At 74.5% G+C, this 12,493-nt stretch carries 11 protein-coding genes and 1 pseudogene; 4 read left to right on the top strand and 8 right to left on the bottom strand.

Annotated elements, in window-relative coordinates; translation table 11 throughout:
- Window positions 1-2: 2 nt before the first annotated feature.
- Window positions 3-944: a LysR family transcriptional regulator gene (locus ACZ7GZ_RS02555; protein WP_471020278.1), complete on the bottom strand. Its 942-nt coding sequence runs from the start codon at window positions 942-944 to the stop codon at window positions 3-5.
- A gap of 96 nt (window positions 945-1,040) precedes the next feature.
- On the opposite strand from ACZ7GZ_RS02555, the gene lpdA reads away from it, so the two are divergent.
- Window positions 1,041-2,507, top strand: a complete 1,467-nt coding sequence (lpdA, locus tag ACZ7GZ_RS02550) for a dihydrolipoyl dehydrogenase (RefSeq protein ID WP_471020277.1) — start codon at window positions 1,041-1,043, stop codon at window positions 2,505-2,507.
- A gap of 137 nt (window positions 2,508-2,644) precedes the next feature.
- A complete protein-coding gene (locus tag ACZ7GZ_RS02545) occupies window positions 2,645-3,895 on the top strand; it encodes a M14 family zinc carboxypeptidase (protein WP_471020276.1) in 1,251 nt (416 codons plus the stop codon).
- Between the two features lie 42 nt (window positions 3,896-3,937).
- On the opposite strand, the gene ACZ7GZ_RS02540 is transcribed toward ACZ7GZ_RS02545, so the two are convergent.
- Both ACZ7GZ_RS02540 and ACZ7GZ_RS02535 read right to left on the bottom strand, forming a co-directional pair.
- The gene (locus tag ACZ7GZ_RS02540; protein ID WP_471020273.1) at window positions 3,938-4,363 is read right to left on the bottom strand and encodes an SSI family serine proteinase inhibitor; all 426 of its coding nucleotides are present in this window, start codon (window positions 4,361-4,363) and stop codon (window positions 3,938-3,940) included.
- 109 nt (window positions 4,364-4,472) lie between these two features.
- Window positions 4,473-5,024 carry a DUF1707 and FHA domain-containing protein gene (locus tag ACZ7GZ_RS02535; protein WP_471020272.1) on the bottom strand — a complete coding sequence of 184 codons (552 nt, stop codon included), beginning with the start codon at window positions 5,022-5,024 and terminating at the stop codon, window positions 4,473-4,475.
- A gap of 191 nt (window positions 5,025-5,215) precedes the next feature.
- Between ACZ7GZ_RS02535 and treZ the strand changes: the two genes are divergently transcribed.
- Window positions 5,216-6,961 (top strand): malto-oligosyltrehalose trehalohydrolase, encoded by a 1,746-nt coding sequence (treZ, locus tag ACZ7GZ_RS02530; RefSeq protein ID WP_471020271.1) that lies wholly within the window; start codon window positions 5,216-5,218, stop codon window positions 6,959-6,961.
- Between the two features lie 90 nt (window positions 6,962-7,051).
- Here treZ and ACZ7GZ_RS02525 read toward each other — a convergent pair whose 3' ends face one another.
- The 4 genes from ACZ7GZ_RS02525 to ACZ7GZ_RS02510 all read right to left on the bottom strand — a co-directional run bounded on the left by ACZ7GZ_RS02525 (window position 7,052) and on the right by ACZ7GZ_RS02510 (window position 10,962).
- The gene (locus ACZ7GZ_RS02525; protein WP_471020268.1) at window positions 7,052-7,990 is read right to left on the bottom strand and encodes a phosphotransferase family protein; all 939 of its coding nucleotides are present in this window, start codon (window positions 7,988-7,990) and stop codon (window positions 7,052-7,054) included.
- Between the two features lie 64 nt (window positions 7,991-8,054).
- On the bottom strand, window positions 8,055-9,182 hold the full coding sequence (locus tag ACZ7GZ_RS02520; protein WP_471020266.1) for an aminopeptidase P family protein: 1,128 nt from the start codon (window positions 9,180-9,182) through the stop codon (window positions 8,055-8,057).
- Between the two features lie 223 nt (window positions 9,183-9,405).
- Window positions 9,406-9,975: a PDZ domain-containing protein gene (locus tag ACZ7GZ_RS02515; RefSeq protein ID WP_471020264.1), complete on the bottom strand. Its 570-nt coding sequence runs from the start codon at window positions 9,973-9,975 to the stop codon at window positions 9,406-9,408.
- A gap of 120 nt (window positions 9,976-10,095) precedes the next feature.
- On the bottom strand, window positions 10,096-10,962 hold the full coding sequence (locus ACZ7GZ_RS02510) for a LysR family transcriptional regulator (protein ID WP_471020262.1): 867 nt from the start codon (window positions 10,960-10,962) through the stop codon (window positions 10,096-10,098).
- An 88-nt stretch (window positions 10,963-11,050) separates the two neighbouring features.
- On the opposite strand from ACZ7GZ_RS02510, the gene ACZ7GZ_RS02505 reads away from it, so the two are divergent.
- Window positions 11,051-11,773 carry a CTP synthase C-terminal region-related (seleno)protein gene (locus ACZ7GZ_RS02505; protein ID WP_471020261.1) on the top strand — a complete coding sequence of 241 codons (723 nt, stop codon included), beginning with the start codon at window positions 11,051-11,053 and terminating at the stop codon, window positions 11,771-11,773.
- A 256-nt stretch (window positions 11,774-12,029) separates the two neighbouring features.
- Here the strand turns inward: ACZ7GZ_RS02505 and ACZ7GZ_RS02500 are convergent.
- A pseudogene (locus ACZ7GZ_RS02500) lies at window positions 12,030-12,455 on the bottom strand (cupredoxin domain-containing protein); the annotation flags it as partial.
- Window positions 12,456-12,493: the final 38 nt, after the last annotated feature.

The following is a 12,493-nucleotide window of genomic DNA, read 5'->3' as shown; positions in this document are numbered from 1 at the left end:
GCTCAGCGGACCGGCGCGGCGGGCAGCCGGCAGTCCTCGTACGGCTGTTCCGGCAGGTCTCCGAGAGCGGCCCAGGAAGTGCGCAGGAGGTCCACGAAGGCCTCGGCGGCTCCGGTGGGCGGCACGCGCGCGTAGACCGCCAGCGGACGCTTCCAGGCAGGGTCGGGGCTGAGGACCGTGCAGTCCTCACCGACGGCCCCGCGCACGATGTGGGCGGGCGCGGCGCACACCCCGACGCCGGCCGCGGCCATGCGCACGGCTGTCGAGGTGTGCTCGGTCCACACGGCGGTCCGCGGCCCGAACCCGGCCTGCCCGCACGCCCAGTCGAGGAAGCGCGCGCCGTGCACGACGGGCTCCATGGCGCAGCGGATCCACGCGCGGTCGGCGAGTTCCGGCAGCGTCACCGTCGTACGGCCGGCGAGCCGGTCGTCGAACGGGACCACCAGGACGAGTTCCTCCTCGCCGACCGGTACGACGGTGCCGGGCGGGTCGGCGGGCTCCGGCCCGAACGCGAGGTCGGCGGTGCCCCGCTGCACGGCCTCCTCGAGGGCCTCGGCGGTGGCGTACTCGTGCAGGCGCAGCAGGACCCGGGGGCGGGCCGTGCGCCAGCGGGCGAAGACGTCGGGCAGAACGCCCACGGCGAGGGAGTGCAGGGTGGCGATGTGCAGTTCACCGCCCTCGGCGCCGGCGGTGGCACGTGCCGCGCGGCGGGCCTGTGCGGCGCTGCGGACGGCGAGTTCGGCGTGCGGCAGGAACGCCCGTCCCATGGGGGTGAGGCGCACGCCGCGGGCCATGCGCTCCAGCAGGGCGCCGCCGACCGACTTCTCCAGGGCCTTGATCTGGTGCGAGAGCGCGGGCTGTGTGACGTGCAGGGCCTCCGCCGCGCGGGTGAAGGACGCCTCGTGGACGACCGTCACGAAGTACTCCATCTGCCGCAGGCTCAACTCCGCGCCGCCCTTCCCGATCCATAAGAACCCTGCATGGCTCCCACAACAACATTGCCTTGGACTCATGGCAAGGGGCGGGCGGAGGGTGGGGACATGAGCACACGGGCCACGAACACAGCGGATGTCCTCGTCGTCGGCGGCGGAACGGGCGGGTACGCCACCGCCCTGCGCGCCGCCGCCCTCGGACTGGACGTCGTCCTCGTCGAACGCGACAAGGTCGGCGGAACCTGTCTGCACCGGGGCTGCATACCGAGCAAGGCGATGCTGCACGCCGCCGAGCTGGTCGACGGCATCGCCGAGGCGCGCGAGCGGTGGGGCGTGAAGGCCACGCTGGACTCGGTCGACTGGGCCGCGCTGGTGGCCACGCGGGACGACATCGTGGCGCGCAACCACAAGGGGGTCGAGGCGCATCTGGCGCACGCCGGCGTGCGGGTGGTGCAGGGCAGCGCGCGGCTGACAGGGGCGCGCACGGTGCGTGTGGGGGGCGTGCGGGACGGAGGCGCACACGGCGCGCAGCCGCAATCCGCGCCCGGTGTGCACGACTTCACCGCGCGCCGTGGGATCGTGCTCGCGACCGGCTCGCGACCGCGCACGCTCCCGGGGCTCGTGCCGGACGGGCGGCGCGTGGTGACCAGTGACGACGCGTTGTTCGCGCCGGGGCTGCCGGCGTCCGTCCTGGTGCTGGGTGGCGGCGCGATCGGCGTGGAGTACGCCTCCTTCCACCGGTCCATGGGCGCGGAGGTCACCCTGGTGGAGGCCGCGGAGCGGATCGTGCCGCTGGAGGACGCCGATGTGAGCCGGCATCTGACGCGCGGTCTGAAGAAGCGCGGGATAGATGTGCGGGCGGGCGCCCGGCTGCTGGACCCGGAGGTGCTGGAGAGCGGCGTACGCGCGCGCGTGCGCACCGCGCGGGGCGAGATGCGCACGGTGGAGGCGGAGCGGCTGCTGGTGGCCGTCGGGCGGGCACCGGTCACCGAGGGGCTGGGCCTGGACGCGGCCGGCCTGGCGACGGACGGGCGGGGGTTCGTCGTACCGGCGGACTGGAACCGGCTGGAGACGGCCGTGCCGGGCATCCATGTCGTCGGGGACCTGCTCCCGCCGCCCTCCCTCGGCCTCGCCCACGCCTCGTTCGCGGAGGCCCTGCTGGTGGCCGAGACGCTGGCGGGGCTGCCGTCGGCCCCGGTGGACTACGCCGCCGTCCCCCGGGTGACGTACTCCTCGCCGCAGACCGCCTCGGTGGGGCTGAGCGAGAACGAGGCACGCGCGCGTGGGCGCGAGGTGGACGTCAACACGATGCCGCTGACCGCCGTCGCCAAGGGCATGGTGCACGGCCGGGGCGGCATGGTGAAGGTCGTCGCCGAGGCCGGCGGCGGACAGGTGCTGGGCGTGCACCTGGTCGGCCCGAACGTGTCGGAGATGATCGCCGAGAGCCAGCTGATCGTCGGCTGGGACGCCGAGCCCTCGGACGTGGCCCGGCACGTGCACGCGCACCCGACGCTGTCGGAGGCGGTGGGCGAGGCGTTCCTGACGCTCGCGGGGCGCGGCCTGCACCAGCAGTGAGCGCACGGCACGCGCCGCCCGCGCCGCGCCCCCGGCCTGAGTCCGGGCGCCCCCGGTAGCCTTCCCCGCCGCATGCTTGACAGGTCATCCTTCGCGTGCGGGACTTGGAGGGCGAAGCCGGGCGGAACAAGTCGGGGGTGAGTCTTCTGCCGGAGCTGCGCTATCCCAGCGTTCCCGAACTGATCGCCTCCGCACAGGCGTTGGCCGCTCGGGAACCCGGGCTGTGCTCGCTCAGGCAGGTGGGCGTCTCGCGCGCGGGAAGACCCCTGCACCTGCTGTCGGTGGGGCATGCCCGGCGGGCGGTGCTGGTGGTCGCCGGCGCCCACGCCAACGAGCCGACCGGGGGCTCCACCCTGCGGGTGCTTGCCGAAAGAGTGCTGGCCGAGCGGGAGCTGCGGGCGGAGACGTCCTGGCACTTCCTGCTGTGCGCGGACCCGGACGGCGCGAGCCTGCATGTGACACCGGCGCCGCGCAGCCTGCTCGACTACCACCTCGGCTTCTACCGGCCGACGGGCGCCGAGCAGCCGGAGTGGTCGCCGTCCGTGCTGCCGCCGGACCGGCTGCCGCCCGAGACCCGGGCGCTGACCGGGGTGATCGACGAGCTGCGGCCCTACCTCCAGGTGACCTTGCACGGCACCGATCTGGGCGGCAGCTGGGTGCAGCTGACCAGGGACGTACCGGGGCTCGCCGAGCCGTTCGCCAAGTCGGCGGCGCAACTGCACATCCCGGTGGAGACGGGCGCCTCGGACGCCGCCGGATGGCCGGCCTCCGGCCCCGGGGTGCATGTCATGCCCGGCCCGGACACGGGCGTCGCCTACCCGAGCATGCCGGACGACGCACGGCACAGTACCTGGTACCACGCGCACCGGTACGGCGGTCTGACGGCCGTGGTGGAGGTGCCGATGTGGGCGAGCGACCTGGTGGACGATCCGGCGCCGCACCCGGCTCCGGCGGCGGCGATACGGCGTCTGGCGCAGCGGCTGCTGCGGGACTCGCTGGAGGTGGAGCGCGTGCTCGGCGACGCGCTGCCCCGCCTCGAGGGAGTGGACGGCCCGCTGCTGCGGGCGGCGCGCTGGGCGCTGGAGCTGATCCCCGGCCTGGCCGAGGACTGGATCCACACCCCGCCGGCCGGTACGACGATGGCGTACGTCGGCAGCGTGGACGCCTTCGGGCGGCGGCTGCCGCTGCGGGCGGCGGCGATGCTGCTGCGGGTGCTGCGGGAGACGGACGACCGGGCGGCGCCGCGGCTGGAACAGCTCGTCACCGTCTGGTGCGATGCCTTCGCGGCGCGTTTCCGGGCCCGCTGGGTGCCGTTGGAGCACCAGGTGGAGCACCAGTCCCGGACGGTGCTCGTGGCGGCACAGCAGGCCCGTGAGCGGGTGCTGTGAGGCCGCCCGCGCCGCCCGTGTCGTGCCTCCCGCCGGCCCGGCTCAGTGCTCCACGGCGAACACCGCTCCCGTCCGTGCCTCCATGACGCACTTGCTGGAGTAGGTCTCCTGGTAGTCGACCGGACGTCCGTTCCACTGCCCGTGCGCGTGCACGGTCACGGGAGCGTAGATCATCGGGCAGAAGACCTTCTTCTTCGGGATGCGGGCGATGTCACCCTCGACGGCCGCGAGTTCGGCACAGGCCTCGGCCGCGCGTGCGTACCCGAGGGGCAGCGGGTCGCACAGCAGCAGTGTGCCGTGCTTGTCGCCGGACTGGACGGTCTCACCGCGGGCGACGGTGAGATAGAGCCAGTTGTCGGTGAGGGGGAACGTGCTGCGGGGTGCCGCCTGGGCCGGGGCCGCGGCGAGCAGTCCGGCGGCCGTCAGCAGGGCGCCGGCCGTCGCTGTGACTCTGGTGATGTACGTCATGCACCTTGCATCGGCACGCCGGCGCGCGTTCCGCACCCCGGCTCACCCGATCGGGAGGGCACGCGCGCGTGAGCGTGCGCCCCGCCGGCGCAGGGCCGGCCGTCGCCGCTCAGCTCGTGGCGAGCCGGAACGCCATCCGGCCGAAGGCGACCTGGTCGCCCTCGCGGACGACGACCGAGCCGATCACCCGGCGGCCGTTGACGGTGGTGCCGTTGGTGGAGCCGAGGTCTCTGAGGACCCACAGGCCCGCCTGGTGGCTGAGTTCGGCGTGCACGCGCGAGACGGTCTCGTGGTTCAGGCGCAGTCCGCTCGCGGGGTCGCGGCCGATGCGCAGCGGGTGGGCGTGCGCGGGGCGCGGCAGCAGCAGCTTGGGCAGCCGCTCGGCCTGCCAGGCGCGGCGCAGCCGTACGGTGAACCCGGAGACGGCCTCCACGGTGCCGAGGACCGCGCGGGAGAAACGGTTCTCGCGGGGCAGGTCGGCGACGAGGGCGGCCAGTTCGTCGGCCCGGCGGGCGGCCAGCGCCAGCTCCATGCGGCGTACGAACGTGTCGTGCGAGAGCCGGCCCAGGGCGACGCCGTCACGCAGCACCCGCAGCGCCTTGTCGCGCTCCTCGTCGGACGGCCGCGCGGGGTAGGTGGAGAACTCGAAGGACGACGTCACGCAGGTGATTGTCGGGCAGGGAACCCCGGGTGTCCAGAAAACGGGGAATCGCCGCCGATCCGCGCGTACTTCCGCGACACCCACCGGGAAAGGGTGAATTCAAAAGCGGATTGATCGTCCGGGCGGGCACGATGGGGACGCGGGACATCACGGTGAGCAGGCGAGACATCACAGACGAAGGGGAACCGTCCGTGCAGTTCGAGGTGTGGGCACCGCAGGCAGACCGAGTGACGCTCCATCGGGAGGGGGGTACGCGCGCGTTGACGCGTGATCCCGACCGCGCGGGCTGGTGGACGGGGGAGGCGGAGGCCGGGGACGGGACCCGGTACGGGTTCGCGCTGGACGACGGTCCCGTGCGGCCCGATCCGCGCTCGCGCCGCCAGCCGGACGGCCCGGACGGGCTGAGCGCGGTCGTGGACCACGGGCGCTACACGTGGCGTACGCGGTGGGCGGGGCGCGGGCTGCCGGATGCCGTGCTGTACGAGCTGCACGTGGGCACGTACACCCCCGAGGGCACGCTGGACGCGGCGGCGGCCCGGCTGGAGCACCTGGTGGAACTGGGCGTCACGCACGTCGAGTTGATGCCGTTGTGTCCCTTCCCGGGGCGGCACGGCTGGGGTTACGAGGGGGTGTCGCTGTGGGCGGTGCACGAGCCGTACGGCGGTCCCGAGGCACTGAAACGCTTCGTCGACCGGGCGCACGCACTCGGTCTCGGTGTCGTCCTGGACGTCGTGCACAACCACTTGGGCCCGTCGGGCAACCATCTGCCCGCCTTCGGACCGTACTTCACCGACACGCACCACACGCCGTGGGGCTCGGCGGTGAACCTGGACGCGCCGGGCTCGGACGAGGTGCGCGCGTTCCTCGTGGGCAGCGCGCTGGCGTGGCTGCGGGACTACCGGATCGACGGGCTGCGCCTGGACGCGGTGCACGCGTTGTACGACACGCGCGCGTGCCACTTCCTGGAGGAGCTGTCGGCGGCCGTGGACGGTCTCGCCGAGGAAGTGGGCCGGCCGCTGTTCCTGATCGCCGAGTCGGACCTGAACAACCCGCGGTTCATCACCCCGCGCGCGGAGCACGGTCTCGGACTGCACGCGCAGTGGAACGACGACTTCCACCACGCCCTGCACACCCTGCTGACCGGCGAGTGCCAGGGCTACTACGCGGACTTCGCCCGTGCCCCGTTCGCCGCACTCGCCAAGACACTCGCCGGCGGCTACTTCCACGACGGCACGTACTCGTCGTTCCGGGGCCGGCACCACGGCCGCCCGCTGGACCGTGCGCGGGTGGCCGGGCACCGGCTGCTCGGTTACAGCCAGACCCACGACCAGGTCGGCAACCGCGCCCAGGGCGACCGGCTCTCCGCCCGCCTGTCCCCCGGCTTGCTGGCCTGCGCGGCGACGCTGACGCTGACCTCGCCGTTCACGCCGATGCTGTTCATGGGCGAGGAGTGGGCGGCGGGCACGCCCTGGCAGTTCTTCACCGACCACACCGATCCGGAGCTGGCCGAGGCGGTACGGCGGGGCCGGCGGCGGGAGTTCGCGGCGCACGGCTGGGCCGAAGAGGACGTACCGGATCCGCAGGACCCGGCGACCCGGGAGCGGTCCTGCCTCGACTGGTCGGAGCCGGAACGCGAGCCCCACGCGCGCGTGCTCGCCTGGTACCGGCAGCTGATCGCGCTGCGTCGCGACCAGCCCGACCTCACCGACCCCGACCTGGCAGACACGAAGGTGGCGTACGACGAGCAGGCCCGCTGGCTGGCCTTCCGGCGCGGTGACGTCCGCGTGGCGGTGAACCTCGGCAAGGAGCCGGCGGCCATCCCCCTGGGCACCCGCCCCGCTGCGGTCCTGGCGGCCTGGGAGCCGGTGCGGGTGCCGGGACCGGACGGGTTGCTCCAGCTCCCCGGGGAATCGTGCGTGGTCCTGTCGCAGCCCTGAGAAGCCCGCCCGCCGGGCCACGTGAGGCCGTGGGCGGCTGCGGCCGCGTCGTGGCCGGTCGCGCGGTCCCCGTGCCCCTTCGGGGGCGCGCTACGGCTCCGGCTCTTCCTCCTCCTTGAAGTCCGACAACCGCTCCAGAAGGATCGGCTCCCAGGCCCGCCGCAGCTGCGTTTGAAGCAGGGGCAGGGAACCCACCGCACGGCCTTCCAGATGGTCGGCGAGTCGGATGACCGTGTCGCAGCGGGCGAGCCACAGGCCGCGCAGGCAGGGGCGGGCACCGTAGCCGGCCAGGGTGGCGGCCCGGACGGCCGCCGGGGAGCCGACGGCGACGGCGAGCCCGGCGATGTCCTCGGCGGGATCACCCCAGGCCGCCTGGGTCCAGTCCAGGATGCCGCGGACCCGCCCGTCGGCGCTGACCACCACGTGCTCGCCGGTCAGGCCGTGGTGGGTGAGGACGGCGGTGGCGGGCTGAGCGGCGAGCTGGGCCGCGCCGGGCGGGGTCAGCTGATGGAGCCGGGCGGCGTCGAACTCGTCGGCGGCGGCGAGCCGTTCGGCGGCGTGCACGGCCATGCGGCGCAGCGCCTCCAGGGAGCGCGGGGCGGTGCGCGACACGCCGAGCGCCTCGGCCTGCCGTACGGGCACCGCGCGCAGCCCGGTGAGCAGCCCGGCGAGGTCGGCCTCGCCGACGGCGGAGACGTCGTGCTCGTCGGCCGTACCGCCGGGCACCTTGGTGTCCAGGGTGTAGGCGAGGCCGGGCGCCCAGTCGCCGTGCGCGACGCTGGTGGGGACGGCGACGGGCACGTGCGGGCGGACCAGGTCGCGCAGGCGCAGTTCCCGGCGGCGGCCGGCGGAGGACTCGCGGTCGGGCGCGAGGCGCAGTACATGGCGGGTGCCGACCCACCACGTGTGCGCGCGGCCCTCCGTCACGGGCCGCACATCGGGTCCCCCGGTGCCGTTGCCGCCCTCCTTGAGCAGCGAACGGACCAGTCTGCGGACGGTGTCCGCGGTGGGTGTCGGTGCCTGGGTCATGGGTCGCGCGTCGCCGTTCCTGGATGTCGTCGAGGGTCGGTCCCCTGGGTCGCTCCGTGGTCCCTCAGTCCACTATGACCATGTCACGCGTGGTGTTGTTGAGGCGGCGCCCGCCGTCCTCGGTCACCGTGACGATGTCCTCGATGCGCACCCCGAAACGGCCGGGCAGGTAGATGCCGGGCTCCACGGAGAAGCACATGCCGGGCACGAGGGGCTGCGCCTCGCCCTCGATCATGTACGGCGGCTCGTGCGTGGTGACGCCGATGCCGTGCCCGGTGCGGTGGATGAAGTACGCGCCGTACCCCGCGTCGGTGATCACCGCGCGGGCCGCACGGTCGACCTCCTGGCAGGCGGCGCCCGGACGGACGGCCCGGCAGCCCGCCTCCTGGGCCTCGCGGACGACATCGTGCACCCGGCGCTCCTCCTCGGTGGGCTCGCCCACATGGACCGTGCGGGTGGTGTCGGAGCCGTAGCCGTCCTTCAGGCCGCCGAAGTCCAGGACGACCATGTCGCCGTGCCGGATCACGCGGTCGCCGACCTCGTGGTGCGGGTTGGCGCCGTTGGGGCCGGAGCCGACGATGGTGAAGTCGACCTGTTCATGACCGAAGCGGCGCAGCAGCGCGGCGAGGTCGTGGCCGACGTCGGACTCGCGGCGGCCGGCGAAGGGAACGTTGCGGATCTCCTCGAACGTTGCGTCGGCAGCCGCTCCGGCGGCGGCGAGGAGTTCCAGTTCCGCGGCGTCCTTGACGGCGCGCAGCATCGGGAGGGCGTCGGTGAGAGAGGCGTAGGAGGTGCCGGGCAGGGCCCGCTGCAGGCCCAGCAGGTGCATGGCCCAGGTGTTGTCGCTGATGCCGAACCGGCCGTGGTCGTCGAGGAGCGCGGCGGTGACGGCGTAGGGGTCCTTGCCGTCGGTCCAGTCGCGCAGGGTGAGCGCGGACGCGCCGGCCGCGTGCTCGGCGTCCGGTGCCTCCAGGGTCGGCACGACGAGCACGGGGTCCCGGCCGGGGGCGAGGACCAGCGCGGTGAGCCGTTCGGTGACGGCGGTGGGTGTGTAGCCGGTGAGCCAGACCATGTCCGGTCCCGGTGCCACGAGCAGCCCCGCGAGGCCGGCGTCGGCCGCGCAGCGCGCGGCGCGCTCCATGCGGGCCCTGTAGTCGGCGGCGGTGAAGGGCGCGGGCGTACTACCGGTCATCCGGGCCTCCGGGCGCGGGTGAGGAAACGGGCGAGGGCGTCCCGGGCAGCATCCTGCCCGGCCGGACAGGGTCACGCGAGCCGATCGCCGGTGCTCCACGCGGGGCACGCTGGGCGCAAAAGGGACTCGGCATGGGGCCATCATGGCGCGCGGTGCGGATGGTGACCAGCGAGATTCCCGGGGTGACCGAGAGAGCGTGAGGCGGGGCTCGTGTCGGCCCCGCTCAGATCACCAGGCCCGGCAGGACCGTCAACTGCTGGTAGCCGCCGCCGGCGTGACGCACGGTGAGGAGCACCGGCTTGCCGGGCCGGGCGCGGGCGACGGCCCGGGCGAGGTCGGCGGCGGTGTCCACGCGGGCGGAGCCGAACTGCAGCAGGACGTCCCCGCGGACCAGGCCGGCCGCATAGCCGGGGCCGGGCACGTGCACCCCCACGACCAGTGCGCCGGCCTTCTCGGCGTCGACGGCCTCGACGCCCAGGGTCGCCCCGGGGGTGGCGGCCGGAGCGGGGGTCGGGGTGGCGGCGGGGGTGGCCCGGGCCGGCGGCCTGGCCGGCGGGGCCTGGCGCTGCAGCTCCGCGAGCCTGCTCATGCCGATCACCGTGGCGCCGACCGTGCCGATGCCGACGCCGGACAGCACCAGCACGGTGCCGGTGCACAGGCCGAACAGCACGGTCCGCAGCCGCCGTCCACGCCGGCGGGCGGCGTGCGGGCGGTGGGCCGGGACGGGGTCGCCGCCGCCCTGCCGCGGGTCCTGACCGGGCATCGGCTTGGGACGCAACGCAGTCTGATCCATGGTTCGCTCGCCTCCGGCTGGTGCTCTACCCGGGGCGGGGGGCCGCGACGAGACACGAACGAGTGAGACTGGCCGAAGGGTGGCGGAGGGTAGCCATAACCCCTGGGAATCCCTCGGTCCTCACGCCGCTCGCACCAGCTTCCGCACCACCTCGGCCGCCGCTCCCCGGGGACTTCCGCCGTGGACGAGTTCGGTGCGGTGGGCCACCCGGGGCGCGGTGAGCGGGACGGCGACCGTGCCGGGTACGGCGGTGGCGGCCCGGCGGGGCAGCAGGGTGAGGCCGTGTCCGGCGGCGGCGAGGGCGGTGAGGGTGCGCAGGTCGGTGCCCTCGTAGCGCAGGGCGGGGCGGAAGGCGCCGCCGCCGGTCGCGGCGCGCAGGTGGTCCAGCGGGAGGGCCGCGTCGGGCGCGTCGAGCCAGCGGGCGTCGGCGAGGTCGGCGAGGCGCAGGCCAGACCGGGCGGCGAGGGGGTGCCCGGCGGGCAGCAGGACGCTCACGGGTTCCTCGGCGATGCCGTGGGTGGTCAGCGGTGCCACGTCCGGCAGCCGCAGCGGATCGCTCGGTGCGGCCAGCCCGTCGACCAGGCCGAGGTCGGCGGTGCCGGTGGCGACGGCGGCCGGGATCTCCGCGCGGGTGAGGACGCGCAGGGTGACACCGGCCGGTGGCAGGGCGGCGAGGACACCGGCGCCGAGCGCGGTCGGGGTGGTGGCGAGGGTCAGCCCCTGCTGGGGCGCCGCGGCCATGCGGACGACGTCGGCACGGGCCGCGTCCAGGCGCAGCAGCAACGGGCCCGCGTGTTCCAGCAGCCGCTCCCCGGCCGCGGTGGGCACGACGGGCCGCCGGGTCAGCAGGGGCGCGCCCAGGTCCTGTTCGAGCGCGGCGATGTGCTGGGAGACGGCGGACTGGGTGTAGCCCAGCTCGCGGGCGGCCTCCGAGAAGGACGCGAGGCGGGCCACGGTGACGTAGGTGCGCAGCAGATGCGGGTCCATGCGACCCAGGGTCTCATCAGCTTTGCTTATCGATGGTCCAGTAATCATCGTTGGACGTGAAGTAATGGGGGAGCTGAGGATGAGAGCCATGACGAACACCGCCACCATCGCCCTCGTCGGCGACCGCTCCCCCCATGTCGTTTCCCACACGCGCGTGCCGCTGCTGCTGGACGCCCTGGCCGCACGCGACCGGCTGGTCCTGGACGCGTACTGGATTTCCTCCGAGGACGCCGAGGCCGAGGGCGCGGTCCGGGGGTTCGACGCCGTGTGGGTGCTGCCGGGCAGCCCGTACCGCAGCGAGGCGGGGGTCCTCGCGGCCGTGCGCACCGCCCGTGAGGAGGGCATTCCGTTTCTCGGCACGTGCGGCGGCTTCCAGCACACGCTGCTGGAGTTCGCCCGCGACGTCTGCGGTCTGACCGGGGTCGCGCACGCCGAGAACGACCCCGACGCCACGGACCTGCTCATCGAGCCGCTGGCCTGCTCGCTGCTGGGCCACGAGGCGGCGGTGACGATCGAACCGGGCTCGCTGGCGGAGTCCGTGATCGGTTCTTCGCGCACGGTCGAGCGGTACTTCTGCGCCTATGGCCCCTCCCGCCACCTCGACACGCTGCGCGCCCACGGGCTGCGGTTCTCCGGACACGACGAGGACGGCCAGGTGCGGGTCGCCGAACTCCCGGGTCATCCCTTCTTCCTGGCGTCCCTGTTCCAGCCGGAGCTGGCCGGGGACGGCTCGCGCCCGCACCCGATGGTCCGGGCCCTGGCGCAAGCCGCGGTCGAGCACGCGGCGTCCGGACTCGCCCGACCGGCGTAGCCGCCGCGGCCCCCCGGCTCCCCGACCGTCGCACGCCGGCCTGCCGGGGCCGCCGGTCCGGGCCGTCCCGTCAGCTCCGCACCGGCACCTTGCGGCCCCACGGACCGTAGGCCCAGGGCCCCGCGGACCGTCGACCCCGGACAGTCCCGTCAGCCCGGAACCGCCGAGTGGCGACCCCGCGGCCCTCACACCGCGGCCCCTCGGTCCTCAGCCCGTGTGGTCCTCACCGTGACCGCCGTGGGCGCCACCGTTCAAGGGTCACGGTCCAGGCGGGCGGGGCCGCGACGTCCTTGTTCGGCTCGACGCCCTCGCGGCCCGGCGCGGTGGAGGCGGGCGGGGTGCCGGGCGCGCGGGCGGGCACCTCGACGGAGGTGACCGGATACTCGCCGTCCTTCGGTACACGGTCGGTCCAGGCGATGCGGACGCGCTGTCCGCGCCGCACCTCGGTGGTCGGGCCCGGCACATGCCCGTCGTACCCCCACATCAGGGTCGGCGGCAGTTGCGGGTGGAGGCGCACCCAGGTCGGGAGCACCGCGATCTCGGTCTCGCGCAGGACGTCGTCCACGGCGCGACGCAGGACCGGCGGGACGGTCAAGGGCACCATGTACGGCGTCAGTTCGTCCACCGCCGGAACCTGCTCGCCCACCGCCTCCTCGGTGAGCCTGTCGACGATCTCGGTCAAGGTCGAACACCCCCGTGTGTTCGTGGTCTGTTGTTCCC

Source organism: Streptomyces sp. NPDC037288 (assembly GCF_055603265.1).
The sequence above is the reverse complement of the archived record's forward strand: the minus strand, read 5'-3'. Positions and strand labels throughout refer to the sequence as shown.

Bases quoted from the DNA above. Each gene is read 5' to 3' on its own strand.
- lpdA (WP_471020277.1), top strand. From the start codon at position 1,041: ATGAGCACACGGGCCACGAACACAGCGGATGTCCTCGTCGTCGGCGGC.
- ACZ7GZ_RS02540 (WP_471020273.1), bottom strand. From the start codon at position 4,363: ATGACGTACATCACCAGAGTCACAGCGACGGCCGGCGCCCTGCTGACG.
- ACZ7GZ_RS02525 (WP_471020268.1), bottom strand. From the start codon at position 7,990: ATGACCCAGGCACCGACACCCACCGCGGACACCGTCCGCAGACTGGTC.
- ACZ7GZ_RS02520 (WP_471020266.1), bottom strand. From the start codon at position 9,182: ATGACCGGTAGTACGCCCGCGCCCTTCACCGCCGCCGACTACAGGGCC.
- ACZ7GZ_RS02515 (WP_471020264.1), bottom strand. From the start codon at position 9,975: ATGGATCAGACTGCGTTGCGTCCCAAGCCGATGCCCGGTCAGGACCCG.
- ACZ7GZ_RS02510 (WP_471020262.1), bottom strand. From the start codon at position 10,962: ATGGACCCGCATCTGCTGCGCACCTACGTCACCGTGGCCCGCCTCGCG.
- ACZ7GZ_RS02505 (WP_471020261.1), top strand. From the start codon at position 11,051: ATGACGAACACCGCCACCATCGCCCTCGTCGGCGACCGCTCCCCCCAT.